The organism is Desulfovibrio sp. X2 (assembly GCF_000422205.1).
Classification (GTDB): domain Bacteria; phylum Desulfobacterota; class Desulfovibrionia; order Desulfovibrionales; family Desulfovibrionaceae; genus Alkalidesulfovibrio.
The window spans coordinates 42,555-68,937 of the sequence record NZ_ATHV01000064.1; the positions used below are offsets into that span (position 1 = coordinate 42,555).

Below are 26,383 nucleotides of genomic sequence, written 5' to 3' on the forward strand. Positions count from 1 at the left end.
CGAGCCTCCCGCGCCTATTTGACCAGGTCGCGTATCTTGGCGTTGGCCTCGCCCAGCCGCTCCGCGAGCCGGTTGACCACGAAGCGGTGGATGGCCGAGGCGAGATGGGGATCCCTTGACTGGATCTCCTCCAGCATCTTCTTGGAGAGACGATAGATGACGCAGTCCTCCGTGGCAACGACCGAGGCCGAGCGCGGCGCCTCCGCATAGATGCCCATCTCGCCGAAGACGGTGCCTGCGCCCATCTTGACCAGGCGGATGATCTTGTTGCCTTCGAGCTCGAGCTGGACGTTCAGGTGGCCGGACTGGATCAGGTACATGGCGTCCGAGGGATCGCCCTGGCGGAACACGGCCTGCCCCTTGCGCACCTCGATGCGCTCCAGGTAGCCCACGAAGCCCGAGACCACGGCGGGATCGGGCAGCGCGGAGCGCAGGATGTCCTCGATGCTGACGGCACGCTCCGCGAGCTTGCCCGCGTCCTCGAGGAGGCGGTCCTCGCACCACTCCAGCGCGAAGTCGGCGTCCACGAAGGAGCGCGTCACCCCGGCCGGGTCGTTGAGCGCGAAGCCGACGCCCTGCAGCTGCCCTTCCACCTCGAAGGGCAGGCCCGCGAAGATGAGCGTCACGCCGAATTCCTCGGCCAGCTGGCGCAGCTTGCGCAGGCCGATGATCACGGCCGAATCGAGCCCGTTGACCAGTCTGAAGTCGAGGATCACGAAGCGGACGGGCGGCTGGTCCGAGGCCAGGAACCGCTCGCGCAGCTGCTTGAGGATCGTGCTCGTAGAGCCGAGGAAGATGAAACCCTGCAGGCGCAGGATGTGGATCTGCCCGCCCTGCTCGCGCAGCAGGCGCAGCTGCTCGGGCGCGCGGTCCACGTTGGCGCGGTTGGCCGCGCCCGAGAGGGCGAACTTGATCACGTTGACCCGGCCGTAGCGCATGATCAGGATCATCATCGCCAGGACCGCGCCCACGCCCACGCCCATGCGGAAGCCCAGGAACACGGTGACCAGGAAGACGAACACCAGGACGCCGTAGTCGTCCTTGCGCGTGAACATGCTGTGGGTGTCGCCCAGCCAGCGCGCCACCATCTCGCATCCCAGGGCCACGAGGATGGCCGCGGGCACGAACTTGGGGATGAACGGCAGGACGCGGCCGAAACAGACCGCCGCGGCGGCCAGGATCACGGCGGCCGTGAGGGCCGCGAGCGGGCCGCGCGCGCCGCTGCGCCAGGCGGCCATGGTCCGGGTCTCGGAATAGGAGCCCGGCGTTCCCCCGGCAAAGGCGGAGAGGATGTGCGCCTGTCCGAGCGTCTTCAGCTCGTCGTCGAGGTGGTAGTTGCCGCGCACCTCGGTGTCGACCTCCGTGACCGTGAGCATGGCCGTGGCCACGACGAGGCCTGCCAGGGCCACCATGTAGCCGAGGTTGTCGAAGATAACGTCCCACTGGATGCGGTCGATGAACCCCGGCAGATAGATGACCGAAATGTTGCGCGGGGCGTATCCTGCGAAGGCCCAGCCGTTCTGCGCCATCTCCTGCGGCGAGGTGCCGAGCAGCTGCACGCCGAAGACCGCGCCCGCCAGGAGCAGGACGAGCAGCAGCGGCTGGACCAGGGGACGGCGGAAACGCCGGGCCGCCAGGAAGAGCAGCACGCCGAGGCCGAAGGCCGGGAGCCATTTGAGGCAGACCTCGGTGCCGAAGGCCGGGGTGAGTCCGGCAAAGCAGACCATCTGCTCGTCGAGGAAGACGAAGACCATCTTCAGCACGAGCACGCCGAGGCCGGCCAGGATGCCGCCCACGACCTGGTGCGGTACGAAGCGCACCCAGCTGCCGAGCCCCTTGGCTCCCACGAACCAGAAGAGCAGCCCGGCCAGGAAGGCGGCCAGGGACACGCCCGCTATCACCGTGGGCAGGATGACCGTGGCGGGGTGGTTCGCCAGCAGAGCCGCATGCATGGACCTGACCATGAGCGCGACCACGGCGGCCCCGGCGATCTCCGGCCCGGCCTGGACAAAGGGGATGCGGCTCCTGAACGCCGCGTAGAGGGCGAAGATGGCGCCGGTGGCGAAGACCGCGGTGAGCCCGTGGGGAAAGTCGATGGGCAGCAGGCTGCCCGAGAAGATCAGACAGGCGACGGAAAGGCAGGCGAGCACGCCGGAGAAGCCGGAGAAGACTCCGGCCAGCACGTCGGCCGCGGAGTTGCCGGAGGAGAAGATTCCGGGCCGGGGGGCCTGCGCGGTTTCCTCGGCGATGGGGATGGAGGGTCCGGTGGACGCGCGCGGCTCCTCGTCCTCCCAGGTGGGCGTCTGGACGTCGTCCAGGGAGATGGGGCGCGGGGCCGCTTCCTCGCCGCCCTGTCCGGCAGCTTCCGGACCGTCCTGCCCCTTCCGGCCGTCCGACGGCTCCACGCCGCCCTCCTCGGGCGCGGGATGGAGCAGCACCGGAGGCTCGAGGTCGTCGTGGTCATCGCGCGCCTCCGGCGAGGAGGGCTCGATGCTCACGGAATGGCCGCATTTGGGGCACGGGATGCTGCGCCCGAGATACTTGTCCGCGACGTCCTTGGTCAGGCCGCAGTTGGCGCAGTGAAAGACGGCCACTGGGCAAACCCCCTCCGGTTTTGGTCGCATCCGGCCCCCGGGAGGTCCCGGCCGACGGGGCGCTGTGCGCGTGTGACCCGACCTTACCTCAACTCCGCGTCACGAATCAACAAATCGAACACGAAATACCGCATGGCCGAAGGCTCGGCGCCCGCGGCGCAGGATCAGCCCTGCTCCTCCCACTCGCTGCGCACGCGGTTGACCACGTCCTGGATCAGGGGGAGCTGTTCGCCGGGGCAGACGCCGATCAGGGGCTGGCCGCTCTCCACGTTCTCGCCGAGCTTGAAGTAGACGGCGTAGATCTTCCCTTCCGGGCCGTTGTAGGGGAGCACTGTCTCGCGCTTCATGCGCGACATGATGAACAGTTCCATGCCGGGGCGCACTTCCACCGCGTTCTTGCCAGAGGCGCGCATCTTCTTGTCGATGTCCGGCAGGAAGTAGTACTTGGCCCGCTCGGGCGCGACGAAGAGGTGCAGCGCCTTCTTCAGGATGAGGTCGATGACCTCCTTGCTGGTCAGGTAGTGGCGGATGGTGGCGAGCTTGGTGCCCGCCTCGACGAAGCGGCCCGCCACGGCCGTCTCCACGGATTCGAGCACGCCGTTCAGCGACGCGCGGATGGGCTTCTTGTTCTTCTCGCGCTCGAGCGTGGCGATGAGCGTTCCGGGCTTTTCGCGGTAGGTTCCGTGTGGTCCCTGGACCGTGGCCCCGGGCTCCTTGAGCACGAACTCGACCGTGCCGGTGTGCGGGGCCGTGATGTCTATCAGCTCGTAGGGCGAGGCTTTCAGCTCCTCGAGCAGTTCCTTGACGTTGAACACGCGTGCTCCTTCCTGCCCTGCTAGCGGTAGTAGAGGTTGCGGCCGCCCATGGTCAGCAGGGCCTGGTAGAGGTTCTTGCGGGCTTCGCGACGGTCCCAGATGCCCTGGATGTGGCCCCTGGAGAGGGCCTGGTGGGCCTGGTGGTAGTCGGGCGGAATGTCCACGCCGGTGGTTTCCTTGATCACGCCGGGACCGGCGAAGCCGATGTTGGCCGAACGGATGGCGAACTGGTAGGGCGAGCAGCCCAGGAAGCTGGCCACGGGGCCTGCGTAGGAATTGGTGTCGTAGAGGACCACGTAGAGGCCGCCGTCCTCGATGTAGCGGTGCACGGCCATGGTGCAGCGCGGCATCTGGATGACGCCGTTGGTGCCTTCCTGGATGCGGATGCCCGCGGTGCCGTGAACGTAGGCCAGGAACGGATAGTGCTTCTTCTTGGCCCGCTCAACGGCGCGGATGAACTTCTCGCCCTCGGCCGCGCCCACCGAGCCGCCCCTGAAGGGGGCCACGAGCATGGCGACCACGAGGTTGACGTTCTCGATGCGCGCCTCGAAGGTCATGCATGCGGAGCGCAGGCCAGTCTTCTTCTTGGCCTGCTCGACGCGCTGGTCGAAGCCCTCGTAGCTCAGCGGGTTGCCCGACTCGATCTGGCCGTTGAACTCGAAGATCGAGTCCTGGTCGAAGACGTTGTAGAGGTACCACTGGTATTCCATGGTGAAGTGGTGGCCGCAGTAGCCGCACACGCCCGCGTACTCGCCGAACAGGTCCGGCGCCCAGAGGTCAAGGCAGCCGTGCGTCTCGGAGTTGGGGCAGGTGACTGTCCTGTCCTCCTTGGCCTTGGGGCTGATGTAGGCCCACTTGCCGCCCTGCTGCTCGCCCTCGTCCCACTTGGAGAGCTGGGTGAGGCTGCTCTTGGCTTCCTCGGACACGGTCGAGGGCTTGCCGCCGCCGATCTTGTCCAGCATGGCGCGCACGGGCTTGCCGACCTTGTTGCGCACGAGATGCGCCTCGGCCTCCAGCTCCTCGCGCAGGCGCTGGATCTTGCGGTGGTGCTTGCGCAGGAATTCGTAGCGGAAGAAGGAGTTGACCGCCCAGGCCGCGTCCTGGAAGCGGGCCATGAACTTCTCGCTCACGGAGCGCTTGTCCAGGTAGGCCGACTGCGCCAGGGCGCGGAATTTCTGGTGCCGCTTCCAGACCAGGCTGTCGCGCGCCTTGGAGGACAGGTGCCAGGAGACGTAGACCTCCTCGGCGTCCATGGGGGCCTTGTCGCCGTCCGCGAGGCGCGAGTTGAGCGCCAGGGAACGGAAGAGCTTCATGCCCTTGACCTGGAGCACCACCTGGTTGGTGGCGTTGATCATCTCGTTGCGCAGGGTCTTGTAGAAGTCGTAGTGGTCCACGCGCGCGCCGAGCGGCGGCTCGGTCACCACGCGGTCGACGTAGCCCATGCGCAGGTTGTCCTCGGCGGTGATCTTCAGCTGCCGGGCGCACTTCTCGATGAGCTCGGGGGCCACCCGTTCGCCCTGCCGCGTCTTGGCCTCGATGGCCGCGGCGCCCTCGGGGGAGATGACCGAATAGTAGCCGTGGGAGAACATGAGGCGCATGTCGGACAGGGCGATGGCCTCGGCGCCGCCGGAGCCGCCCTCGGAGATGGCCGCCACGAAGGGCACGCGCAGCTCCGACATCTCGAAGAGGTTGCGCGCGATCTGCTGCGCCGCGCCCGGGTAGTCCTCGATGGGGTACGAACCCGGGGTGAAGACGTAGGCGTGGATCGGGATGTTCTCCATCTCCGCGACCTTCATGTAGTGCAACGCCTTGGCGTTGCCCCAGGGCTTGACCGAGCCGCCGTTGCGGAACTCCTGGCCGTGGCCCTTCTCTTGGCCGATGACCATGACCGGCTGGTGCATGACCTTCTTGCCCACGCGGCGGGTGATGTAGGCCCGCGCGATGAGCATGGAGGGGTCGATGGAGTATTCGTCCTGACCGCCGATCTCGGTGTAGTTGTCGTAGACGTTCTCGAGGATGTCCTTGAGGCAGACGCGCATGGGATGGCGCACGATGCGCACGCGGTCCATGGGGGTCAGCTGGGCGTCGAGCTTCTTCTCGAGGAAGAAGAAGAGGTCCTCGAGCTGCGCCATGTGGCGCATCTGCTCGGACACGTCCATGCCCCTGGAGTGGGCCAGGAACTCGTCGAGCCTGGCCTGCAGGAGCTTGATGTTGGCGTTTTCCTTGTCGCCGAAGATATCGCGGATGTAGCCCAGGCGTTCCTGGAGCAAACGTATTCTGTTGTCGAGTTCCATTGTTCTGCCCTGGGGCTTAGAATTCCAAAAGGTTCGCGGTCTTGTCCCGCAGGAACGAGACGTTGGAGCGCAGGGGCTGCCCTGCCTTGTCCACCCCTTCCAGCACCAGGGAGTCCAGGAACTCCACGCCGCGCGCCTTGGCCTCGGCGAGGTCCTTGCCCTTGACGATGGCCAGCGCGAGGTTGGGGTCGAATTCCGTGGGGATCTCGTACGCCACGTCGGTGGGCACGTGGGTCAGCACGGAGAGCCAGGGCAGGTCGGCCCAGGCGAAGCGGTCGATACGTCCCACCCAGGGGGTGAAGCGGTTGTCCGGGTCCTCGGCGATGATGCGGTACTCGATGCTCACGCCGTCGAAGGTGACGTTCTCCTGGGAGTAGCCGAGCGGCTCGCCGAGCGCGCAGCGGATCTGCTCCTTGATGAGGTCCACGGGGCCCTCGCCGTTGATGCTCGAGATGGCGCCCGAGATGCCGTTCTCCACCTGGATGCGGGTGTTGACCTCCATCAGGAACGGGTCGCCCTTGGGGGTCACGATCCACTCCCAGGTGCCGACGGAGTTGTAGCCGACCTCCTTGGCGATGCGCAGGGAGTATTCGGTGATGTCGGCCAGCACTTTGGCCGCGTCGAAGCCGTAGCTCAGCTCCTTGGGGGTGAAGCCGGGCGCGACCTCGATGCGCTTCTGGCGGCCGGTGCTCTGCACCGTGCAGTTGCGCGTGGCGAAGTGGATGTGCGACGTGCCGGCCTTGTCGCCCAGTATCTGCACCTCGAGGTGGTTGAAATCGAAGATGCGCTGCTCGATGAGCACGCCGGAGTCCTGGAACTGGCGCTTGGCGTAGTTGCGCAGGCGGCGGTAGGTGGAGCGGAAGGTGTCCATGCGCTCCACTTCCTCGATGCCCATGCCCCCGCCGCCCGCGGAGGCCTTGAGCAGCACGAGGTGGCGCTCGAAGCCCTGGTCCGCCTGGAAGGCGAAGAGGCTCTCGCCGATCTCCTCGGCCTCCATCTCGTCGTAGATGGGCCGGTCGGAGCCGGGCACCGTGGGCACGTTCAGACGGCGCGCCAGGCGCTTGGTGTTGATCTTGTCGCCCAGCTCGCGGATGACCTGCCACGAGGGGCCTATCCAGACCAGGGGACGGTCTCGCTTGACCACGCGGCGGGCGAAGCGGAAGTCCTCGGCGAAGAAGCCGTATCCCGGATGGACCGCGGTGGCTCCCGCGTCGTCGGCCACGGCCAGGAGCTCGTTGGCGTCGTGGTAGGAGGCCACCTGGTAGGCGGCCTTGTCGCCGCCGTGCTTGCGCGCGTGGCGCACATGGCCGGAGAACTCGTCTTCCTTGGTGTGGACGGCCACGAAATCCAGGCCGAGCTTGCGGCAGGCGTTGATGATGCGGATGGCTATCTCGCCCCGGTTCGCGACCAGGACCTTATGTCGTTTCGCGGACACGCGGAATCTCCCTTCTATCGGGCTTTCTCGGGCCGGACGGCAATGAGCCAAGCGGGGGGCGCCGCCGCATTCGAGCGCGGCCTGTTCGCAGGATATATCGCAACCACCCCGTCCGGGGCGAACATGACCCGGCGTTTACCGCCGTGACGTCCGGCACAACGTTGTTGACGCGCGGCGTCGCCGCGCTGATCTCTCGGCTTTGAGGCAACCGGCCTTTTGAACCGGAGCGGTAGGAATGTCAAGCCCGCCGCCCTTTCCTGCGAATCCCGGGCGGTCGGCCCGGGCCCATTCCACGCTATCGACCGTGCTACTGCACGATCTTCTCCAGGACGAACTCCACCCGCCTGTTCTTGGCCCGGTTCTCCGGCGAGGTGTTGGGGTAGAGCGGATCGAGTTCGCCCAGCCCCGTGGCGGTCATCCTGTTCGGGCTTATGCCCATCTCCACCATGGCCCGGAGCACGTTGACCGCACGCAGGGCCGAAAGCTCCCAGTTGTCGTGGAAGCGCGCCCCCGCGGTGGGGGCGACGTCGTCGGTGTAGCCCTTGATGTTAATCATCTCGTCCGGATACTTGATGAAGAAATTCTTCATCCGGGCCAGTATCTCCCGCCCTTCAGGCTTCAGGGTGGCGGAGCCGGAATCGAAAAGCACCTCGCTCGGCATGCGCAGGGTGATCTTGCCCTTGTCCAGCTTGGCCGTGACCAGCCCGGCCACGCCCTGGGTGGTCTGCAGGAGCTTCACGTCCTGGAAGACCCGCTGCTGCGCCTGCTCGAGCTGGCGGCGCATCTGGATCTGCTCCATCAGGACGCTGGCTTCCTTGGCCGTGATGCGCGAAGTGTTGATGCTCGTCTCCTTGCCCTGCAGCGCCGACTTGATGGCCGAGAACGAGTCGGTGAACTGATTCTTGTCGAGGGTGGACATGGAGAACAGCAGCACGAAAAAGGTCAGCAGCAGCGTGACCATGTCGGAGTAGGTCAGAAGCCATTCGCCGGTCGAGGCCTCCTCCTCCTCTTCGAGCCCGAGCCCTTCGTCGTCATCGCTCATATCTTCGCTCCTTCGGGGCTATGAAGGATGAGAGCTTCTCGTATACCAGACGAGGGTTGTTGTTCTCAAGGATGCATTTCGCTCCCTCGAAAATGATCTCCAGGTGCAGGATCTCCTGCTGCGTTCGGGCGAAGAGCTTGCCCGCGATGGGCAGGAAGAGCAGGTTGGACATGATCGAGCCGTAGAAGGTGGTGATCAGCGCCACGGCCATGGCCGGACCGATGGACTTGGGATCGTCCAGCCGCGTGAGCATCTGCACGAGGCCGATCAGGGTGCCGATCATGCCGAAGGCCGGGGCATAGGCCGCGAGGCCGCGGAAGACGTCCTGGCCGATCTTGTGGCGCTTCTTCATGGCGCCGATCTCGATGCGCAACGTGTCGCGGATGAGGCCGGGATCGGCGTTGTCCGCGATGAGCTGGCAGGATTTCTTGAGCACCGCGTTCTCGGTCTGGATGTTCTCCAGCGCCAGAAGTCCCTCGCGGCGGCTGATCTCGGCCACCTTGACCATGATGTCCACCACCTCGCGCGGGCGGACCTTGCGCGAGGCGAAGATCTTGACCCCGGCGTAGAAGGCCTGCATGACCTCCTCGAACGGAAAGGCCACGCTGATGGCGGCCAGGGAGCCGCCCACGACGATCAGGATCGAGGGAATGTTGATGAAATCCATGATGGAGCCGCCCAGAAGGATGGCTCCCGTGACCATGGCGAGGCCGACGATCAGACCGAGTAGAGTCGCGATATCCATGTATTACGCCTTAGTATCAGAGGTCGTCTTGACATCGGCCCGTCCCTGACGGACATTCGGAACATCGCTGCCTGCCGTTGAACGGCTGTGCAATTGCTAGCAAATTTGGGTTGTATATGCAAAACGTTCAAAAAGTCCAGCAAGCCGCGACAACCGTCCGGGAACGCCTGGGGGGACTGGATGCGGACGCAGTGGGCGTCGTCCTGGGCACCGGGCTCGGGCGCTGGGCGGCGAGGCTCACCGAAGATCGCCTCGGCTATGCCGAGATTCCCGGCTTCCCCGCCTCCACCGTGCCCGGGCACGAAGGCGCCCTGCTCAAGGGGCGCATCGGCGGCCGCCAGGTCCTCGCCCTCTCCGGCCGCTTCCATCTCTACGAAGGCTACTCCCCCGAGGAGCTGTGCATGGGGGTGCGCACCCTCGCGGCGGCGGGCGTGCGCAGCGTCGTCCTGACCAACGCCGCGGGCGCCCTCGATCCGACCTTCGACGTCGGCTCGCTCATGTGCATCACCGACCACATCAACTGGACCGGCCGTACTCCCCTGGCCGGTCCCAACGTCGACGAATGGGGGCCGCGCTTCCCGGACATGAGCCGCGTCTGGAGCCCGCGCCTGCGCGAGCTGGCCATGCGGGTCGCCCTGGAGAAAGGCGTGCGTCTCGAGCGCGGCGTCTACATCCAGGTGCCGGGCCCCCAGATGGAGACGCCCGCCGAGACGCGGGCCTACCGCATGCTCGGGGCGCACGCCATCGGCATGTCCACGGTGCTCGAGGCCGTCGCCCTGCGCCACATGGGCGTGGAACTGCTCGGCATCTCCTGCCTGACCAACAAGAACCTGCCGGACTGCATGGAGGAGGCCCCGCTGGAGACCGTGCTCGCCCAGGCCTCGCGCAGCGCCGGGCAACTCGGGGAGCTTCTGGACGGGATCATCGTCCGCATCTGAGGTACGCGTCCGTCCGGCGCGGATTCCGGCAGGTACGAAACGTGCATGGCATGGTCGGCGGGTAAAGTTTTTTTCCGCTGCATCCGATCAAGAAAATGGCCGCACCTGCGGCCGGGAGAGGACGACCATGGGCATGTTCACGCGCCCTTCCGCCGTTTCCGGCATCGTTGCCGCCGCCGTGCTGCTCGCGGCCCTGCTGTCCTTCGGCTGCTCCTCGCAGTCCATCGACGACGCCGTGAAGTCCTGGAACCGCATGTACCCGGAAAAAACCGCCGCCGAGAAGGAAGGGGTGCTCCTCACCTCCAACTATGAGGCGGCCAACCGACTGGCCAGCGGACTTTCCGACCGCGACGTGGACGAAAACGCGCGCATCGTCCTGACCAGCTTCGTGGACGTGGACGACCTCGACAACACCTCCACGCTCGGCCGCGTCATCCCGGAGCAGATCTCCTCGCGCCTGGCCCAGAAGGGCTTCACAACCGTCGAGCTCAAGGGGTTGACCCCGCAGATCGAGGTGCGCGAGGGCCAGGGCGAGTTCGGCCTCTCCCGCCGCGTCAAGCCCGTGAACAAGACCACGTACGGCTACGCCGTGCTCGTCGGGACCTATGCCGTGGGGCTCAACGTGGTCACGGTGAATGCGCGCATCGTGCGCAGCTCGGACAACGCGGTCCTGGCCGGGGCGGACTACAACATCCCCCTCACGCCCAACGTCATGCGCATGGCCGACCTGGACACGAGCCGGATGGCGGATGCGCCCATCGTGCCCAGCGTCTCGACCGTGCTGCCCTCCGAGCGCCCGGCCTCGGCCGCGCAGCCCACGCTGCAGCCGTCGAGCCTCGCCACGCCCTACTCCTCCGCCCCGCGCACCCACTGAGCCGACGGCACGGCCCCGGAGGCCGTCTTGCCCTTTTGCCGTCGACCTGCTAGAGGCACGCATGACCGGACGTACCGGCCCGCGGGGCCGGGTCCGGCATTTTTCACGAAGAGTATGGAGGGCCCATGGCCAAGGAAGATGCAATCGAGGTCGACGGCGTGGTGCAGGAAGCCCTGCCCAACGCCATGTTCCGCGTGGAACTCGAAAACGGGCACGAGGTGCTGGCCCATATCTCCGGAAAGATGCGCAAGTACTACATCCGCATCCTGCCCGGCGACAAGGTCAAGGTCGAGCTTTCGCCCTACGACCTGACCCGCGGCCGCATCACCTACCGCCTCAAGTAAGGACCGCGGCGGGCACAGGCACCGCCGCGCGCACCCCCCCGCCATGAAACACCACGGCGTCGTAAGCTGGTTCAACGAGATCAAGGGATTCGGCTTCATCCGCGACGACGAAAGCGGAGAGGACGTCTTCGTGGACTACTCCGCCGTGGAGCGCGAAGGCTTCAGGACGCTCTACGCGGGCGAGACCGTGGAGTACGAGAAGACCGAGGACAGCGGCGGCGTCAAAGCCGCCAAGGTCCGGCTCACTGGTACACTGGCTCCAGGCGCCTGAGATCCCGCGCCCAGTCCCGCACGAACAGCCGGCATTCCCCGATCGACGTGACCAGGTCGAGGCGGGTCATTCCCGAAAGGATCCCCGACTCGGCCTGCGCCAGCTCGCAGACGCTGCTCGGCTCCGGCCCGCAGCCCGGCTCCTCGCGGCGCACCCCGAGGCAGGCGGCCAGGGAGACGGAGTCGGCGAAGTCCTGCAGGGTCTCGCGGATCAGGCGCTCGTTCAGGGTCTGCCGTCCGAGCAGGCAGTAGACCAGGGAGAGGACCAGTCGCCGCTGCAGCGTGGCCACGAGGCGGAAGACGCGCGTCTCCCCCTTGTTACCGCCCATGGCCAGCACGAAGACATCCTGGCCCAGACCCTGCCCCGCGCCCGATGCGGCGGGCAGCCCGACGCGCTTGCCGAACCTCGAGCCGAGGTCGACCGCGGCGGGTGCCGTGGCCGCGTCGCCATCCTGCGGCGTGCAGACGGTCTGGATCTTGGCCGTGCCGCTCACGCCGCGCGCGAACAACCTGAGAAAGGCGCCCGCGGCCTGCTGCGCGGAGCTGCCGCCGAAATCGCCGAGCACGCGCTCGGCCTGGGCCGCGAAGACCATGTTGGCGTCGTGGAAATCCATGAGCAGATCGCGCAGCGCGGCGTAGTCGAGGACGCCGTCCCGGACCAGGACGTCGCCGAGATGCAGGTGGGAGCCCGCCTGTCGGCGGACGAGTTCGTCGCACTCCTCGCCGGAGATGTAGCCCAGGCGCACGGCCACCTCGCCGAAGCGCTCCTCGGTGATGCGCTGGCAGCGCACCACCTCGGCCACCTGGCCGGGGGTCAGAAAGCCGCGCTCCAGGGCCAGGGCGCCGAGCGGCTGGTTGGACAGCCGCAATTCCTGCAGGAGATCGTCGAGACGGGAAGGGGTGAGCAGACGGCGTTCCACGAGGAACTGTCCGAAAAGCTTTCCATAGAGCAGACTCATGGGCACGCTCCCTTCCGGCCCTGCCGGACGCCGCTTTGCGATCTAGCCCGCGGCTGCGGCCAGATCCTTCTCGGACTCGCAGACGCTGCGGGCCAGGGCCAGCTCGTCGGCGGAAAAGACCTTGTCGATGTCCAGGATGATCACGAACTGCGCATCCTGCTTGCCGATGCCGCGGATGAAGCGGGTATCCACGCTCGTGCCCATGCGCGGCGCGGGCTCGATGTCCTCGGCGGGCATCTCCACCACTTCGCGCACGGAGTCCACCAGGGCGCCGAGCACGGTCTCCTCGCCCTCCACCTCGACCTCGACGATGATGATGCAGGTGTTGACCGTGGCCTCCGTCTTCGGCAGGCCGAACTTGAGGCGCATGTCCACCACGGGCACGGCGTGTCCGCGCAGGTTGATGACCCCGCGCATGAACTCGGGCGTGCGGGGAATGCGCGTGACGGTAGTCATCTCCAGGACCTCACGCACGGAGGTGATGTCCAGGGCGAAAATTTCCTCCGCCAGAACGAAGGTCAGGTACTGGTTGGTCTGTTTCGCCAAATCCATGTCCATTGCTCTCCCCCCGCTTATCGCAGTCCGATCATTTTTTGCGATCAATATTCGTGTGGTATCCCGCCACTTCCGGCAAGAGTCAAGTCCTATAGCCTGTTCAGTTTTCCACTGGACGTCCGGAGAGGCACACGGGTTGCTTGGAGCAGCCGTCAGGAAATCCCTTCCCATGGAGGTTCGAATGCGCCTGATCGCGCTTTTCTTCCTGCTCTCGGTGCTCGCCGCCCTGGCCCTGGACCGGAGCTTCTCCCCCCGCCTCCACTGGCACGAACAAGTTCTCGCGCGCATGGACGGCAGGAACTGCCCGATCTACTTTCCCATGGAGGCCCGCTGAGCAGCGGTCCGACGCCGCATTGAACGCAGAGAGGCCGCGGGAGCGCATCCCGCGGCCTCTTCATTCCCCTGTCCGGGGTGCGGAAAACAGGTCTGCCTAGTCGTCGCGGGCGGCGACGTGGTCGTGCGCGTGGTCTGCATGATCATGGCAGTGCTCATGGCCATGATCATGCTCATGTTCGTGCCCATGGCCGCGGTCATGTCCGGCCGCATGCACCGTCCCATGCACCGCGTCGTGCTCGTGCTCCACGAAGCCGAGCGGATGGACGTGCACGTGGTGGTGCGGGACCATGCCGGAGCCGTCGATGAGCTTGCCGCCGCTGATGGTGCGGAATTCGCGCGTGACGCGGGCGAGGAAGTCCCAGTCGTGGGAGATGATGACGCAGGGACGGTCGAGGTCGCAGAGGATGTCGACCAGGCGGTCCCGCGTCGCGGGATCGAGGCTGTTGGTGGGCTCGTCCAGGAGCAGGGCCCGCGGGTTCATGGCCAGGACCGCGGCCAGGGAGACGAGCTTCTTCTCACCGCCCGAGAGCTTGTGCGTGAGTCGGTTCTCGAAGCCCGCAAGCCCCAGCGAGGCCAGCACGGCGAGCGCCGTCTCGCGCGCCTGCGCGGGCGTCTGGCCGAGATTCAGGGGACCGAAGGCCACGTCGTCGAGCACGGTGGGGAAGAAGAGCTGGTCGTCCGCGTTCTGCAGGAGCAGCCCGATGGTCGTGCGCACCTGGCGGAACTCCTTCTCCGTGGCCACCGGCCGCCCGGCGAAGATCACCGCCCCGCGCTGGGGGCGCAGAAGACCCATCATGATGTGCAGCAGCGTGGTCTTGCCCGAGCCGTTGTGCCCGACGAGGCCGATGCGCTGGTCCGCGCAAAAGGAGAAGTCCAACCCGTCGAGCGTGGGCGCGGACGAGCCGGGATAGGTGAAGACGACGTCGCGCAGTTCGAGAAGCACATCAGACACGGCCGAACCTCTCCAGGATTTCGAGGCAGGCGAGGCCCGCCGAGCAGGACAGCATGAGGACCAGAAGGACGGCGTCGGCCCTGCGCATGGAGAACTCGCGCAGGCTGACGAATCGTCCGTCGAAGCCGCGCAGGAGCATGGCCTTGTGCACCCTCTCCGCGCGCTCGAAGCTGCGCAGCAGGAGCACGGCCAGGAGCGAGGCCAGGGTGCGGTAGGTATGCAGGCCGGTCTTGGCCTGAAATCCCCGCAGGCGGGCGGCCACGCGCAGGCGGCCGTACTCCTCTCCCGACACCTGGATGAAGCGATAGGTGAACAAAAAAAGGAAGGCAAGCTTTTCGGGCACTCCGAGGCGGTACATGGCCTGTCCCAGGGAGGCGGCGTCGCTCGTCAGGACCAGGGCCAGGAGGGCCAGGACGATGGCGTTGGCCTTGAGGGTGATCAGCACGGCCAGATGCAGCCCTTCGGCCGACGCCACGAGGGGGCCGAGGCGCCAGACGGGCGTGCCGGGCGCGGTGAAGGGCACGAGCAGCCAGAGGAAGACGATGAAGGCGTTGACCGCGGCCAAGCGGCGCAGCAGGGCGCCGAGCGGCGGCCTGGCCGCGCACACGAGGCAGAGCGCCAGGGCAAGGGCAAGGGCCGGAGCTGTCAGCGCCGGGGCCAGGGCCACGGTCAGCGAAAAGGCTGCGGCGCAGACCAGCTTGCCCCGCGGATCGCAGCGATGCAGAACGGAATCACCGACGGCAAAGGGTTCCTCGAACACCGGGCCTCCCTGATGTGAACGTCGTCCGCGCGGCCTAGGGTCGCTTCTTGGCCCTGAACCAGGCCACGAGCCCGAAGAGGCCCACGATCCAGCCGAGCCCACCCACGATCTCCGTGAGGCCGGGCCCCTTCTCCTGCTGCGCCATGAGCATCTGCACGACGGGCGCGAGCCGTTTCTGCACGGTCCGGTCCACGATGCGCTCCAGGGTCTGCGCGTCCATCGCGCCGACGGAGGCGCCCCCCTGGGCGCCGACCGCGTCAGGGGCGGTGGGGGCGGCGGGGGCGGCGGCTGGCTGGGCTTCAGGAGCTTCGGGCTGCATGGAGGCGGACGCCGTCCCTCCCTCGGCCGCGCCGTATTCCTTGGCCGTGACCACGCTCTCCGCCCTGTGCCCTTCGCCCGCGCTCAGCACGATCCGCAGGTCGTGCCCGGCGGCGCGGGCCGCCCGGGGCACGGGAAAGGTGAAGCCGCCTTCGTCGTTCGTGACGCCGTCGAGATACTTCTCGCCGGTGGCGGCGTCGTAGACCTCGACCTTTCCCGCGTGGACCTTCTCGCCTCGGGAGTAGTAGCAGTCGACCACGACGGAGCCTCCCTCGACCACGGCGAAGACGTTGACGCGGTGGGCCTGGGCCGAATGCGGAAGCGCGAGGAGCAGAAGTAACGTGAGGGCGAGGGCTGAAAGCCCGTGCCGAGTGGTGCTGCGCACGGTTGTTTCCCCTATGGTTGCGTTCATGCGGCCTGGTGCGCCGCAAGCAGCTCGGGTCGCGTGCGGGCGAGGAAGGAGACGGCGAGCGCCGTGATCACGCCCTCGATGCACATGACCGGCAGATGGGCCAGGAGCAGGACCTTGGCGGCCGCGAGGAAGCCCTCGTCCGTGAAGGCGAGGGACGCCGCGGTCAGGAGCGCGGCCAGCAGCACGCCGAGGAAGCCGCAGCAGAAGCCGCCCACGGCCGCGGCGCGGCCCTGGCGGGCGAGCAGCGGCCTGAAGAGGTAGAAGCAGACGACCCCGGGCATGGCCATGTTGAAGGTGTTCACGCCGAGCGAGGTGATGCCGCCGTAAAGGAAGAGCACCGCCTGCAGCGCGAGCCCCACGAGGATGGCCGGGAAGGCCGCCCAGCCGAGGATGGCGCCGATGAGCCCGTTGAGGATGAGGTGCACGCTGGTGGGGCCGACCGGGACATGGATGAGCGAGGCCACGAAGAAGGCCGCCGAGAGCACGGCCACGGGCATGAGCCGGTCGTAATCCATGCGCCGGAGCCCCACGGCCGTGCCCGCGGCGGTCAGCACCGCGCCCGTGAGCAGCACGGGGGCTGAAAGTACCCCTTCGGAAATGTGCATGGCTCCTCCTCCCCTGCCCCGGCCGGAGCCCCCCGGACTAGCTGCAGTCCGGGGGGATCCGGCAGGCAGGGGGACGTTCTACTTCTTTTGGGCCTTGGGCTCAACAAAGCGGGTCCAGAGCACGGCTCCGAGCTCCACTTCCTTGTCCTGGCCGTCATGCTTGATGGTTTCGCTGCTCGTGGTCAGGGCGGCGAAGCCCCACCAGCCCGGCCAGGGCGCGCTGTAGGCGAAGACGCCCTGCGAATCCGTCTTGACCACCTGCGTGGTCATGTACTCGTTGGGCGCCGCGTACTTCCCGGCCCTGTTGTCGTACTCGATCTCCACGTCCACGCCCGGGGCGGGCTTGCCGTCCACCAGCACCTGGCCGCGGAAGACGTTGCCCACGTAATTTCCGAAGGGCCTGGTCAGGGGCACGATCTCCGCCTTGAGCCCGATGGGCTTGTCCCAGCCCCCCTCTTCGCCGAAGGCGGGCACCACGACCTTGGTCAGGTGCTGGATGAAGCAGTTCTCGGCCGGTTCCCAATAGGGCTTGGGCACCGCGAAGAAGGTATAGACCCCGGGCCGCTTCACGGCGTAGGAGGCCTTCCAGGCCTTCTTGCCGTAAACGGTGGTCTCCTGCAGCAGGGGCAGGAGGTCCGTGATCTTTCCGTCATCGACCACGCCGAAGCGCTCGGGCTTCTCCATGGCCATGCCGCCCCGCTCCATGGGGTGGCAGAAGGCCACGGTCAGACCGAGGTCGGCCTGGCTCTTCTGCGTGATCACGTCCTCGGACGGGATGATCATGCCGAAGTGCGCCCAGGCGGCCTGCGACAGGAGCAAGAGGGCCGCTGCGAATATGCTGCACGTGATGCGTTTCATGTCTCCTCCAGGTGGTGACGGGGGGCGTCATGGGCCTCAATGACGCCTGTTTTTCTTCCCTGTGGCATGCCGTGTTACGATTTTTCGTTTTGTGCACCCACATGAATGACGCGTCAACACATTTTCACACCAGAGGAGAAAAAAGCCTGGCCTCAGGGCGATTGAGGGAGCGGCACCGTCGAAAAGAGCGGCCGGCGGAAGAGCGCGGAAGGCGTCAGGGGATCGCGACCACGTTCCCGGAGGGGATGGGCGTGGCCAGGATGGAAATGCGGGCGAAGGAGCTCTTGGCGTAGTGCACCACGTACTCGCAACGCCCGAGCAGGTACATGTCCGTGAGCGCCTCCATGCCCTTGCGCACGTTGCTCACGCCCTCGATCAGGCCGTGCAGCGGCTCGTTCGCCGGGGAGAGGTACTTGTCGGTCACGAGCAGGTCGGGGAAGAGGCGCTTGAAAAGGGTCTGCACGTGCAGGTTGTCCGTGCACAGGAAGACCTGCGCGCCCGTGCGCGCCACGAGTTCGCGCACCTCTTCCAGGATGCGGTCCACCGGGGATTCGAGGTCCGTGTGCCGGACGTGCACGCCCACGGCCGGATGGCGCAGAAGCTTCGCGTAGCCGTCCACGGCGCGCACGACGTCTCCCGTGGGGCGGATGTGGCGCGAGAGCACCACGTGCCCGGCCTGGTCCAGGGTGGGGCCGCCGGGAAAGGCGGAGAACTCGGGGAGCGCCGCGAGCCTGGGCAGCAGCCCTTGCAGCGGCTCCATGCCCGGGGCCCAGAAGACCAGCACCTCGTTCTCGTAGTCGGTGCGGGCGAGGTCGATGCGCGTGGCGGCGAAGACTTCCGGGTCGAAATGGTCGTTGTCGAAGAGGTATTCGACGGCCACGGGCAGGGCCAGGCGCTCGCGCCAGAAGACGGGAAAGATGTCGTCCGAGGCGGGCGGAGCGTCCACGTAGGGGACGCCCGCGATGTCGAAGTACCGCGTGAAGGTGTTGCTCGCGTCGTCGGAATAGAGGCTGTCGCGCCAGTCCACGCAGAGCGTGCGGCCCGTGAGCAGCGCGTACGGGACCGCGGCGGCGGCAGCCTGCAGCCGGTTGCTCATGCCCCCCGAGCCCTTGACCACGATATATTTCGCCATTGCGTTCACCTGCGACGGCCTAGGTAGGGCGAGGAGAGGTGTTTTGCAAGCCCTGCGCGGCAGGCATCACAGGGGCACGCTCAGGCTGAAGACCGTGCCCTGGTCGGAGGCGACCTCCAGGGCGGCGTCGAGCTGACGCGCGAGATTCACCACCAGCTGCAGGCCGAGCGAGGTCGCTCCCTCCAGGGAGAAGCCCTCGGGCAGCCCCACCCCGTCGTCGCTGATGCGCACGTCGAGCACGTCGTTCTTCAGCTCGCCGAGGATGGCGATGCGCCCGTCGTTCCGCCCCGCGAAGCCGTGCTGCACGGAGTTGGTGATGACCTCGTTGAGCACGAGACCGAGCGGAACGGCCTTGTCCACGCTGATGATCATCTCCGGGATGTCGACCACTGATTCGATGCGCTTGTCCCCGGCGAAGCTGCGCAGCAGGTGGCTCGCCAACTTGGCGACGTAGCTGCGCAGCTGGATGGAGGAGAGGCTCGGCGACTGGTAGATGTGCTCGTGCACGAGCGCCATGGTCGCGATGCGGTTGGCGCTCTCGCGCAGCGGCGGCTGCGCCTCCGGCCCGGAGCTGAGCATCTGGAGCTTGAGCAGGCTCGAGATGATCTGCAGGTTGTTCTTGACCCGGTGGTGGACCTCCTTGAGCAGCACCTCCTTCTCGTGCAGCGACTCCTTCAGGTGCTGCTCGGATATCTTCTCCTGGGTGACGTCCGTGAAGACGGTGGCGAAGAATCCCTTCTTGGGGGAGATGACCGAGACGTGGAAGTGCCTGTCCAGGGGCGGGAAGAAGGCGTCGAAGACCAGCGGATTGCCGGTCGAGGCGACGTAGGCGTACTCGTCGATGAAGGGGGGGACTTCGCCTCCGTAGCAGTCGCTGGCCAACTGCCCCACGACGTTCTCCCGGACAAGGCCGGTCTGCGTCTCGAAGGCCGCGTTGACCTCGAGGATGCGGTAGTCCAGGGCCCGGGCGTCCGCATCGTAGAGGAACTCGTGCAGGGCGACGCCCTCGGCCATGTTCTCGAAGAGCGAGCGGAACTTGGCCTCGCTCTCGCGCAGCGCCTCCTCCGCCTTCCTGCGTTCCGAGACGTCGCGGACCGCAGCGAGGATGGCATCCTCCCCGTCCAGGCGCGCCATGCGGGTGCTGATCTCCACCCAGAAGCTCCCGCCGTCCCTGCCCCTGCAACGGCTTTCGTAAGTCTGCGGGCCGTGTTCGCGCGTGCGCTCGAGCGGCACGGCCCCCTCCTCCCCGTCGTCCGGCGACGCGGCCAGGAGCTCTCCGCCCGCCAGCCGCGCCATCTCCTCGCCGGAATAGCCGAACATGCGCTGGGCGCTGGCGTTGGCCTCCTTGATGCGCAGCGTCCCGGGGTCCAGGATCAGGATGGCGTCGTTCACGGTCTCGAAGATGGTCTGAAAACGCGTCCGGCTCTGCTCCATGGCCTCGATGGCCGTCCTGCGCTTGGACATCTCCTCGACGAGCGCCGCGTTGCGCTTGCGCACCACGAGCAGGAAGAGCCCGAAGGGAACGGCCAGCAAGGAGGCGAGGAGAAAGGCGAGGAGATAGGAGCGGCGCAGAAGGGCGAGCTGCTGCACGGTGGCGTCCTCGACGTAGGTGCCGGTGCCGAGCGCCGCATCCAGCTCGGGAACGTAGATGACGTAGGAAAGCTTCTCTTCCTCCTCCTGCGACGGCGGCCGGGGAAAGACGTAGCGGACGAAGGAGCCCTCGGGATGCTCACGGACGCTCTGCAGCACGAGGCGCATGGGGTACTGGCCTATGGAATTGGGCTCGTCCAGGAGCTTCTTGCCCACGTCCAGCGGGCGGTAGGGCCGCACGAGCACCGTGCCGTCCATGGCGTTCAGGAAGAAGTAGTTGCGCGATTCACCGTCGTCGTAGGTCATCTGGCTCAGGAGGGCGCTGGCCTGGGCGCAGGCCTCGGACTTGCCGATGATCCCGGCGGCGTATCGCTGCAGGATGGGGGCGAGGGCCGAGCGGGCGATGGAGACCCGCGTGCGCAACGAGGCCTCGCGCTGCGCCTCGCTCAGGCGGATGAACTTGTTGGTCCAGTTCGTCTGCACCACCGCGAAGACGACGAGTATGACCACGGCACAGGCCAGCACGACGGCGACGATCTTGTCCGACAGCAGCTTCATGTTCTCCCCGGTTCCCTGAGGCGCCACGGCGGTCGACTCCACTTTTTCTATATTCAAGCAGAATTATCGCAATGTTACAAGATTCTTCCCCACCTGCTCCGAAAATATTGCCGCGCATGCCGCAGGAATCGTGGCCAGATCACCATCGCAGATGGCGCAGCCGGATCGTCATCACCCTTTTTGATGGCTACTTACGAAACTTCCGGTCAGTGTTGACAGGTCGCGGAACGCTGTTTATTTTGCGCCTCCAGAACTGACCGGTCAGTTTTTGACCGGCAGTCATGTATCCCATCCTCTCTGCGGCGCGCCGCCTTCAGCCTCGGTGCGAGCCGAGGCGAGGATCCGGGAGACGAAGAACATCAGCGAGGAATTCATGCATAGCGGCCACCTCATCGTCACCGTCGCCAGACAGCTGGGCAGCGGCGGCTCGGAAATCGCGCAGATCGTCGCCCGCCGTCTGGGCATCGCCTACATCGACAGGCAGATCCTGCAGGACGCCGCCAAGGAGCTGGGACTGGAAGAGGAGGAGCTGCAAAGCCGCTGCGAGCGGCTGCAGGGTTTCTGGGAGCGCCTGCTGCACGTCTTCGCGCAGGGTTCCCCGGCGAGCGTCTACAGCCCTCCTCCCTCGCGCGTGCCGAGCGATGAGATGGTCATGGCCGCGGAACGGGACGTGCTGCTCCATCTCGCGTCCAAGGGGCCCTGCGTCGTGGTCGGCCACTGCGGCTTCCACCTGCTCAGGGAACGCGGACAGCTGTTGAACGTCTTCATCCATGCGCCCACCGACTTCCGCGTCGCGCGCGTCATGAAGCACTACGGAGCCAAGACGCCCGAGGAGGCCCTCGAAAGCATCGAGCTGGCCGACAAGGAGCGTGGGGAATACGTGCAGGAACTCTCCGGCGCCCTCTGGGAGGACGCGACAAATTACCACCTGACCCTGGACGCCGCGTTCACGGGGCTCGAGCGGGCCGCAGAGACGATCACCCGGATCGCCTCCCCCCTGCTGCCCGAAAGCGCGGGAAAGGCCGGGCAGTCAACGGACGGGAAATCATCATGAACACGCACACCAAGGAAACGAGGCCCGGGCAGAAGCCCCTGAGCGAGGAGAAGCGTTCGCGCATTCTGGACTCCGCGGCAAAACTGTTCGCCAGCCGCCCGTTCCACAAGGTCCTGCTGAGCGACGTGGCCGCGGCCGCGGCCGTGGGAAAGGGCACCCTCTACCTCTATTTCGAGAGCAAGGACGAGCTCTATCTTTCCGTGCTCTTCCGCAGTTTCGCCAACCTGGTGGCCCGGGTGCGCGAGAAGCTGGCCGAGGACGAAGGCGAGCCCGAGCAGAGGCTGTCCTGCGTCATCCGCGAGCTGGTCTACCGCCTGCACGGTAACGCCGTGATCAAGGAGCTCCTGCGCGGCGCGGTGGTCGGCTACCCGAACAACGGCGAGTGGGAGGAGAAGCGCGGCGAGCTGCACAAGCTCATCGAGGCCATCCTCCGCCGCGGCGTGGAGAAGGGCGTCTTCCAGGATGCCCATCCGGAGTTCACCGCCCGGTACATCCCCGGCATGATCCGCGCCGCCATCCTCTTCAAGCCCGAGGCCACCAACGTGGACGTCGTCTTCGAGCACGCCCGGAATTTCATTCTCTCGAGCCTTCGCAAAAGGAGCTGATGCGTGAACCACGTGCGTTTTACACGGACCGTCGCCACCGGGGCGGTCCTGGTCCTTCTGTGCTTCGCGCTGGCCGGCTGTGCCGTGAACCAGGAGAAGGAGGTCGCCCTCTGGCGGAGCGTGCTCGACCACGGCACGCCCAAGGAGGCGCCCGCCTACGCGGTGGACGAGCCGCTGACCCTGCAAAAGGCCATGGCGCTCGCCAACGCCAACAACGAGCAGCTCGCCCTGGCAGGCGAGGACTACCTCCAGGCGCTCATCGCCAAGGACAGGGCCTATTCCAACTTCCTGCCGACCATCTCCTTCGCCCCGTCCTTCGTGGCCCAGGACACGAGCAAGTACGGCTCCGACTTCGTGCCGCCCAGCGCCCTGGACGTGGCCGGTGAGGCCTCCATGGACCTGCATCCCGGGCGCGACATTCCGGCGACCCAGGCGGCCCGGGCCACGGCCGAGCAGAAGAAGGCCGAGCTTCTGGACCGGCAGTCCCTGGTGCTCCTGGACGTGGCCAAGACCTACTTCCAGATCCTGACCTCCGAGCGTCAGGCCAAAGTCTTCGAGCATTCGGAGAAGGTGCAGGAGAAGCGCGTGGCGGACATGCAGACCCGCTACGACGCGGGCGCGGCGCCGCTGGTCGATCTCTCCCAGGCCAAGGCGCAGCTGGCCCAGACCCGGGTCTCGCTCGACCGCGCGGCGAACGACGCGCGCAACGGCCGGGCAATGCTCGCGGTCCTGCTCGGCGTATCCTCGGTCCAGGGGCCGCTCTCCGACCGCCTGGACGTGCCCAAGGCCGTGTGGACGCCCGACGAGCTCCTCTACCTGGCCTACGACAACCGCCAGGACCTGCAGGCCGCCCACGCCCGGGTGGAGGCCTCGGCCAAGCGCCTGGACGCCGCCTGGGGCGAGTACTACCCCTCGGTATCCCTGAACCTGACCAACTACTTCTCGCGCCAGAGCTTCCCCGACGACGTCAGCTGGACCTCGCTCATCGGCGTGAACCTGCCGATCTTCAACGCGGGCATCACCCACCAGAACGTGCGCCAGGCCTACTCCCTGCTGCGCCAGGCGCACACGGTCGAGTCGCGCACGCGGCGCGAGGTGCTGCGCGACCTGCGCGTGGCCCTGGACGACCTTTCGAGCGACGAGCGCCAGCTGAAGGATCTCGCCGAGCAGGTGAACGCGGCCGACCTTGCCCTGGACCAGAGCGAATCGGCCTACACGGCGGGCGCGGGCACCGGCCTGCAGCGCCTCGTGGCCCAGGACGTCCAGCTCGTCGCCATGCTCGACCTGACCCGACAGACCTACCAGCACGACGTGGACTACCTGCGGCTGCTCAGGGCCGTCGGCCTGCTCGATCCCTCGATCACGGCGACCCTTCCCGTGGCCGAGCAGAAGGCCGCCGCCACCGCTCCGGCAGCAACCCGGCCCGGCGACGCCTCGTAACGGGCGCGTCTTCCGGTACCGGTCCGCTTTTCCATCATTGCACACAGCGACACGCAAGAGACAAGGAACCATCGCATGAGCCAGACAGACTCCAAGGCCCCCGAAGCCGCCACTCCCCGCGAGGAAACCGCGAGCCGCCTGCCGCGCAGGAAACCCCGCCGCAAGACGGTGCGCATCCTGCTCATCGCGTTCGGCGTGCTGGTGCTGGCCGTGGGCATCCCATACTACATCCGCGCCATGTCCCACGAGTCCACGGACGACGCCTTCATCGAGGCCCACGTGGTGCCCATGAGCCCGCGCGTGGCCGGTCACGTGGCCCGCGTGCTCGTGGACGACAACCAGGACGTGAAGGCCGGGGACCTGCTCGTGGAGATCGACCCGCGCGACTACCAGGCCGCGCTGGACGCCGCCATGGCCGCCGAGAACACGGCCAAGGCCGCGGTCGCCGAGGCCCAGGCCCAGGCCGCCGCGTCGCAGAGCCGCCTCGACCAGGCCCAGGCCGACCTCGTGTCGCAGCGCGCGGCCCTGGCCCAGTCCAAGGCCGACGTGGCCCAGGCCCAGGCCATGCAGACGCGCGACGCCGAGGACCTGACGCGCACCCGCGACATGGCCAGGAAAGGCGCCGTGAGCCCGCAGCAGCTCGACCATGCCGTGGCCGCGCAGGCCATGTCCGCGGCCGAGCTGACCGCCTCCGAGCGCCGCGTGGACACGCAGTCGGCCAAGATCGTCCAGGCCCAGGCGGCCATCAAGGCGGCCTCGGACACCCTGCGCCAGGCGAACGCCCAGGTCCAGGCCCGCAAGGCCTCGCTCGAGAAGGCCGCGGCCGAGACCGAGCAGGCCCGCCTGAACCTCTCCTACACGCGCATCGTCGCGCCCTGCGACGGCCACGTGACCCGCAAGTCCGTGGAGCCGGGCGCCTACGTGCAGGTGGGCCAGGGGCTCTTCTCCCTGGTGCGGTCCGATGTCTGGGTGGTCGCGAACTTCAAGGAGACGCAGCTGACGGACATGAAGCCCGGCCAGCCCGTCGAGATCGAGGTGGACACCTACCCCGGCGTGACCTTCCACGGCCACGTGGACAGCATCCAGCGCGGCACGGGAGCGCGCTTCAGCCTCCTGCCGCCCGAGAACGCCACGGGCAACTTCGTCAAGGTCGTGCAGCGCGTGCCGGTGAAGATCGTCTTCGACAAGGACGACAACACGGGCAGGTATCTGCTGACCCCGGGCATGTCCACGGTTCCCGAGGTCGACATCTCGGCCGCGGGGACCGCGCAGCCGAAGACCCGGGCCTCCGCCTCCACCGGGGCCGCGGCGCAGTAGCATGAACACGCATCAGGACGCCGAGTCCCTGACGCCCGCCGAGCGCTGGCTCATCGCCATGACCGTCATGTTCGGCGCGTTCATGGCGGTCATGGACATAAGCGTCGTCAACGTCGCCATGCCCCACATGATGGGCAGCTTCGGCCAGGACCTCTCCTCGATCACCTGGGTGGCCACGAGCTACAGCATCGCGGAGATCATCATGGTCACCATGGCAGGCTGGTGGAGCGCGCTCATCGGGCGCAAGACGCTCTTCCTGGCGTCCTTCGCCCTGTTCACGCTGGGCTCGGTGCTCTGCGGCACGGCCACGAACTTCAGCCAGATGCTCGTCTACCGCGTCATCCAGGGCATCGGCGGCGGCGCGCTCATCCCGGTCTCCCAGGCCATCCTGCGCGAGACCTTCCCGAGCGAACAGCAGGGCATGGCCATGGCCGTCTACGGCATGGGCGTGGTCCTGGCCCCGGCCATCGGCCCCATCCTCGGCGGCTGGCTCACGGACAACTACGGCTGGCCGTGGGTCTTCTTCATCAACGTGCCGGTCTGCGCCCTGGGCATGCTGCTCGTCAGCCGCTTCGTGCACGACCCCGCCTATCTCAAGCGCGGCGTCAAATCCATCGACTGGCTGGGCATCGCCCTGCTCACGGTGACGCTCACCGGGATGCAGGTGGTGCTCGAGCGCGGCCAGGAGAAGAACTGGTTCGAGTCGAACCAGATCGTCCTCGGCACGGTGGTCACCGTGGCCGCCATGCTGGCCCTGGTCGTCTGGGAGCTGCGCACGGCCGAGCCGGTGGTCAACCTGCGCATGCTGAAGAACCGCAACCTGACTATCGGCTCCTCCATGGGCCTCGTCTTCGGCGTGGCGCTCTTCGGCACCACCTTCATCCTGCCCCAGTTCACCCAGGAGCTGCTCGGCTACCCGGCCTTCCAGGCAGGCCTTGTCCTGGCCCCGCGGGCCCTGTCCCTGCTGCTCTTCATGCCCGTGGCGGGCTGGCTCTACCGCCAGGTGGATTCGCGGCTGCTCGTGCTGCTCGGCATCGGCATCATCACCTGGTCGTACTACGACCTGACCAGCCTGAACCTGAACGCGGGCTTCTGGAACCTGGCGCCCACCCTGCTGATCATGGGCGCGGGCATGCCCTTCATGTTCGTCACGCTCAGCACCGTCTCGCTCAGCACGGTGGACCGCAGCAACATGACCGACGCATCGAGCATCTACACTCTGGCCCGGCGCGTGGGCGGCAACATCGGCTACGCCCTGGTGGCCACCCTGGTCAGCCGCGGCGAGCAGATCCACCGCTTCCACCTGGCGAGCCACGTGAGCGGCATGGACCAGATAACCCAGGCCCACGAGTCCGCCATGACGCAGCTCCTGCACCACCTCGGCGTGGGCGCGGCGTCCGCGGCGCGCACCGCGCTGGCCCTGACCAACCGCCTCATCGACCGCCAAGCGGCGATGCTGGCCTACAACGACGTTTCGCTGTTCTTCGGCCTGATCTTCGTGGCCATCGTGCCCTTCGTCTTCCTGCTCCCGGGCAGGGCGGAGGCCCCGGCCAAGGCGCGCGGCGGGCGCTAGCCCGGCCG

At 67.1% G+C, this 26,383-nt stretch carries 25 protein-coding genes; 10 read left to right on the forward strand and 15 right to left on the reverse strand.

The window, feature by feature from the left end; all coding sequences use genetic code 11:
- Positions 1-14: 14 nt before the first annotated feature.
- The 6 genes from DSX2_RS14300 to DSX2_RS14325 all read right to left on the reverse strand — a co-directional run bounded on the left by DSX2_RS14300 (position 15) and on the right by DSX2_RS14325 (position 8,925).
- Positions 15-2,594, reverse strand: a complete 2,580-nt coding sequence (locus DSX2_RS14300; protein ID WP_020881708.1) for a SulP family inorganic anion transporter — start codon at positions 2,592-2,594, stop codon at positions 15-17.
- Positions 2,595-2,758: 164 nt separating this feature from the next.
- Positions 2,759-3,409, reverse strand: coding sequence for a hypothetical protein (locus DSX2_RS14305; protein WP_020881709.1), 651 nt, complete (start codon positions 3,407-3,409; stop codon positions 2,759-2,761).
- A 20-nt stretch (positions 3,410-3,429) separates the two neighbouring features.
- On the reverse strand, positions 3,430-5,703 hold the full coding sequence (locus DSX2_RS14310) for an acetyl-CoA carboxylase carboxyl transferase subunit alpha/beta (RefSeq protein ID WP_020881710.1): 2,274 nt from the start codon (positions 5,701-5,703) through the stop codon (positions 3,430-3,432).
- A gap of 16 nt (positions 5,704-5,719) precedes the next feature.
- On the reverse strand, positions 5,720-7,138 hold the full coding sequence (locus tag DSX2_RS14315) for a biotin carboxylase N-terminal domain-containing protein (RefSeq protein ID WP_020881711.1): 1,419 nt from the start codon (positions 7,136-7,138) through the stop codon (positions 5,720-5,722).
- Between the two features lie 307 nt (positions 7,139-7,445).
- Positions 7,446-8,180: a flagellar motor protein MotB gene (locus tag DSX2_RS14320; protein WP_020881712.1), complete on the reverse strand. Its 735-nt coding sequence runs from the start codon at positions 8,178-8,180 to the stop codon at positions 7,446-7,448.
- On the reverse strand, positions 8,170-8,925 hold the full coding sequence (locus tag DSX2_RS14325; protein ID WP_020881713.1) for a motility protein A: 756 nt from the start codon (positions 8,923-8,925) through the stop codon (positions 8,170-8,172). The genes DSX2_RS14320 and DSX2_RS14325 overlap by 11 nt, the downstream gene beginning before the upstream one ends.
- 116 nt (positions 8,926-9,041) lie before the next feature.
- Here DSX2_RS14325 and DSX2_RS14330 point away from each other — a divergent pair, with 116 nt between their 5' ends.
- From DSX2_RS14330 to DSX2_RS14345, 4 genes are all read left to right on the forward strand, one after another.
- Positions 9,042-9,863: a purine-nucleoside phosphorylase gene (locus tag DSX2_RS14330; RefSeq protein ID WP_020881714.1), complete on the forward strand. Its 822-nt coding sequence runs from the start codon at positions 9,042-9,044 to the stop codon at positions 9,861-9,863.
- A gap of 133 nt (positions 9,864-9,996) precedes the next feature.
- Positions 9,997-10,737 carry a FlgO family outer membrane protein gene (locus tag DSX2_RS17745; protein ID WP_152512971.1) on the forward strand — a complete coding sequence of 247 codons (741 nt, stop codon included), beginning with the start codon at positions 9,997-9,999 and terminating at the stop codon, positions 10,735-10,737.
- Positions 10,738-10,862: 125 nt separating this feature from the next.
- Positions 10,863-11,081, forward strand: coding sequence for a translation initiation factor IF-1 (infA, locus tag DSX2_RS14340; RefSeq protein ID WP_020881716.1), 219 nt, complete (start codon positions 10,863-10,865; stop codon positions 11,079-11,081).
- A gap of 43 nt (positions 11,082-11,124) precedes the next feature.
- A complete protein-coding gene (locus DSX2_RS14345; protein ID WP_020881717.1) occupies positions 11,125-11,352 on the forward strand; it encodes a cold shock domain-containing protein in 228 nt (75 codons plus the stop codon).
- Here the strand turns inward: DSX2_RS14345 and DSX2_RS14350 are convergent.
- Both DSX2_RS14350 and DSX2_RS14355 read right to left on the reverse strand, forming a co-directional pair.
- Positions 11,324-12,310 (reverse strand): hypothetical protein, encoded by a 987-nt coding sequence (locus tag DSX2_RS14350; RefSeq protein ID WP_020881718.1) that lies wholly within the window; start codon positions 12,308-12,310, stop codon positions 11,324-11,326. The genes DSX2_RS14345 and DSX2_RS14350 overlap by 29 nt on opposite strands.
- A gap of 42 nt (positions 12,311-12,352) precedes the next feature.
- Positions 12,353-12,868, reverse strand: coding sequence for a chemotaxis protein CheW (locus DSX2_RS14355; RefSeq protein WP_035042771.1), 516 nt, complete (start codon positions 12,866-12,868; stop codon positions 12,353-12,355).
- Between the two features lie 178 nt (positions 12,869-13,046).
- Here DSX2_RS14355 and DSX2_RS18630 point away from each other — a divergent pair, with 178 nt between their 5' ends.
- Positions 13,047-13,199: a hypothetical protein gene (locus DSX2_RS18630; protein WP_020881720.1), complete on the forward strand. Its 153-nt coding sequence runs from the start codon at positions 13,047-13,049 to the stop codon at positions 13,197-13,199.
- Between the two features lie 96 nt (positions 13,200-13,295).
- Here the strand turns inward: DSX2_RS18630 and DSX2_RS14360 are convergent, their stop codons facing one another.
- The 7 genes from DSX2_RS14360 to DSX2_RS17750 form a co-directional block, all read right to left on the reverse strand.
- The gene (locus DSX2_RS14360) at positions 13,296-14,153 is read right to left on the reverse strand and encodes an energy-coupling factor ABC transporter ATP-binding protein (protein WP_020881721.1); all 858 of its coding nucleotides are present in this window, start codon (positions 14,151-14,153) and stop codon (positions 13,296-13,298) included.
- Positions 14,146-14,913, reverse strand: coding sequence for a cobalt ECF transporter T component CbiQ (gene cbiQ / locus DSX2_RS14365; protein ID WP_020881722.1), 768 nt, complete (start codon positions 14,911-14,913; stop codon positions 14,146-14,148). Before cbiQ ends, DSX2_RS14360 begins: the two co-directional genes overlap by 8 nt.
- A 34-nt stretch (positions 14,914-14,947) precedes the next feature.
- Positions 14,948-15,616 carry a hypothetical protein gene (locus DSX2_RS14370; RefSeq protein WP_035042774.1) on the reverse strand — a complete coding sequence of 223 codons (669 nt, stop codon included), beginning with the start codon at positions 15,614-15,616 and terminating at the stop codon, positions 14,948-14,950.
- 23 nt (positions 15,617-15,639) lie between these two features.
- On the reverse strand, positions 15,640-16,248 hold the full coding sequence (gene cbiM, locus DSX2_RS14375) for a cobalt transporter CbiM (protein ID WP_020881724.1): 609 nt from the start codon (positions 16,246-16,248) through the stop codon (positions 15,640-15,642).
- Positions 16,249-16,326: 78 nt separating this feature from the next.
- The gene (locus tag DSX2_RS14380; protein ID WP_020881725.1) at positions 16,327-17,106 is read right to left on the reverse strand and encodes a DUF4198 domain-containing protein; all 780 of its coding nucleotides are present in this window, start codon (positions 17,104-17,106) and stop codon (positions 16,327-16,329) included.
- A gap of 214 nt (positions 17,107-17,320) precedes the next feature.
- The gene (locus DSX2_RS14385) at positions 17,321-18,238 is read right to left on the reverse strand and encodes a nodulation protein NodZ (protein ID WP_020881726.1); all 918 of its coding nucleotides are present in this window, start codon (positions 18,236-18,238) and stop codon (positions 17,321-17,323) included.
- A gap of 66 nt (positions 18,239-18,304) precedes the next feature.
- Positions 18,305-20,386 (reverse strand): cache domain-containing protein, encoded by a 2,082-nt coding sequence (locus DSX2_RS17750; RefSeq protein WP_052014805.1) that lies wholly within the window; start codon positions 20,384-20,386, stop codon positions 18,305-18,307.
- A gap of 373 nt (positions 20,387-20,759) precedes the next feature.
- Between DSX2_RS17750 and DSX2_RS14395 the strand changes: the two genes are divergently transcribed.
- The 5 genes from DSX2_RS14395 (at position 20,760) to DSX2_RS14415 (ending at position 26,375) form a co-directional block, all read left to right on the forward strand.
- Positions 20,760-21,440, forward strand: coding sequence for an AAA family ATPase (locus DSX2_RS14395; RefSeq protein WP_020881728.1), 681 nt, complete (start codon positions 20,760-20,762; stop codon positions 21,438-21,440).
- On the forward strand, positions 21,437-22,045 hold the full coding sequence (locus DSX2_RS14400; protein ID WP_020881729.1) for a TetR/AcrR family transcriptional regulator: 609 nt from the start codon (positions 21,437-21,439) through the stop codon (positions 22,043-22,045). Before DSX2_RS14395 ends, DSX2_RS14400 begins: the two co-directional genes overlap by 4 nt.
- Positions 22,046-22,048: 3 nt before the next feature.
- A complete protein-coding gene (locus tag DSX2_RS14405) occupies positions 22,049-23,485 on the forward strand; it encodes a TolC family protein (protein WP_020881730.1) in 1,437 nt (478 codons plus the stop codon).
- A 75-nt stretch (positions 23,486-23,560) separates the two neighbouring features.
- On the forward strand, positions 23,561-24,802 hold the full coding sequence (locus DSX2_RS14410; RefSeq protein ID WP_020881731.1) for an HlyD family secretion protein: 1,242 nt from the start codon (positions 23,561-23,563) through the stop codon (positions 24,800-24,802).
- A 1-nt stretch (position 24,803) separates the two neighbouring features.
- Positions 24,804-26,375, forward strand: coding sequence for a DHA2 family efflux MFS transporter permease subunit (locus DSX2_RS14415; protein WP_020881732.1), 1,572 nt, complete (start codon positions 24,804-24,806; stop codon positions 26,373-26,375).
- Positions 26,376-26,383 lie beyond the last annotated feature (8 nt).

What these genes read in the sequence shown, in the direction of transcription:
- DSX2_RS14310 (WP_020881710.1), bottom strand. Translation starts at nt 5,703, where the DNA reads ATGGAACTCGACAACAGAATACGTTTGCTCCAGGAACGCCTGGGCTAC.
- DSX2_RS14320 (WP_020881712.1), bottom strand. Translation starts at nt 8,180, where the DNA reads ATGAGCGATGACGACGAAGGGCTCGGGCTCGAAGAGGAGGAGGAGGCC.
- DSX2_RS14325 (WP_020881713.1), bottom strand. Translation starts at nt 8,925, where the DNA reads ATGGATATCGCGACTCTACTCGGTCTGATCGTCGGCCTCGCCATGGTC.
- DSX2_RS14330 (WP_020881714.1), top strand. Translation starts at nt 9,042, where the DNA reads ATGCAAAACGTTCAAAAAGTCCAGCAAGCCGCGACAACCGTCCGGGAA.
- DSX2_RS17745 (WP_152512971.1), top strand. Translation starts at nt 9,997, where the DNA reads ATGTTCACGCGCCCTTCCGCCGTTTCCGGCATCGTTGCCGCCGCCGTG.
- infA (WP_020881716.1), top strand. Translation starts at nt 10,863, where the DNA reads ATGGCCAAGGAAGATGCAATCGAGGTCGACGGCGTGGTGCAGGAAGCC.
- DSX2_RS14345 (WP_020881717.1), top strand. Translation starts at nt 11,125, where the DNA reads ATGAAACACCACGGCGTCGTAAGCTGGTTCAACGAGATCAAGGGATTC.
- DSX2_RS14350 (WP_020881718.1), bottom strand. Translation starts at nt 12,310, where the DNA reads ATGAGTCTGCTCTATGGAAAGCTTTTCGGACAGTTCCTCGTGGAACGC.
- DSX2_RS14355 (WP_035042771.1), bottom strand. Translation starts at nt 12,868, where the DNA reads ATGGACATGGATTTGGCGAAACAGACCAACCAGTACCTGACCTTCGTT.
- DSX2_RS18630 (WP_020881720.1), top strand. Translation starts at nt 13,047, where the DNA reads ATGCGCCTGATCGCGCTTTTCTTCCTGCTCTCGGTGCTCGCCGCCCTG.
- cbiM (WP_020881724.1), bottom strand. Translation starts at nt 16,248, where the DNA reads ATGCACATTTCCGAAGGGGTACTTTCAGCCCCCGTGCTGCTCACGGGC.
- DSX2_RS14380 (WP_020881725.1), bottom strand. Translation starts at nt 17,106, where the DNA reads ATGAAACGCATCACGTGCAGCATATTCGCAGCGGCCCTCTTGCTCCTG.
- DSX2_RS14385 (WP_020881726.1), bottom strand. Translation starts at nt 18,238, where the DNA reads ATGGCGAAATATATCGTGGTCAAGGGCTCGGGGGGCATGAGCAACCGG.
- DSX2_RS17750 (WP_052014805.1), bottom strand. Translation starts at nt 20,386, where the DNA reads ATGAAGCTGCTGTCGGACAAGATCGTCGCCGTCGTGCTGGCCTGTGCC.
- DSX2_RS14395 (WP_020881728.1), top strand. Translation starts at nt 20,760, where the DNA reads ATGCATAGCGGCCACCTCATCGTCACCGTCGCCAGACAGCTGGGCAGC.
- DSX2_RS14400 (WP_020881729.1), top strand. Translation starts at nt 21,437, where the DNA reads ATGAACACGCACACCAAGGAAACGAGGCCCGGGCAGAAGCCCCTGAGC.
- DSX2_RS14410 (WP_020881731.1), top strand. Translation starts at nt 23,561, where the DNA reads ATGAGCCAGACAGACTCCAAGGCCCCCGAAGCCGCCACTCCCCGCGAG.
- DSX2_RS14415 (WP_020881732.1), top strand. Translation starts at nt 24,804, where the DNA reads ATGAACACGCATCAGGACGCCGAGTCCCTGACGCCCGCCGAGCGCTGG.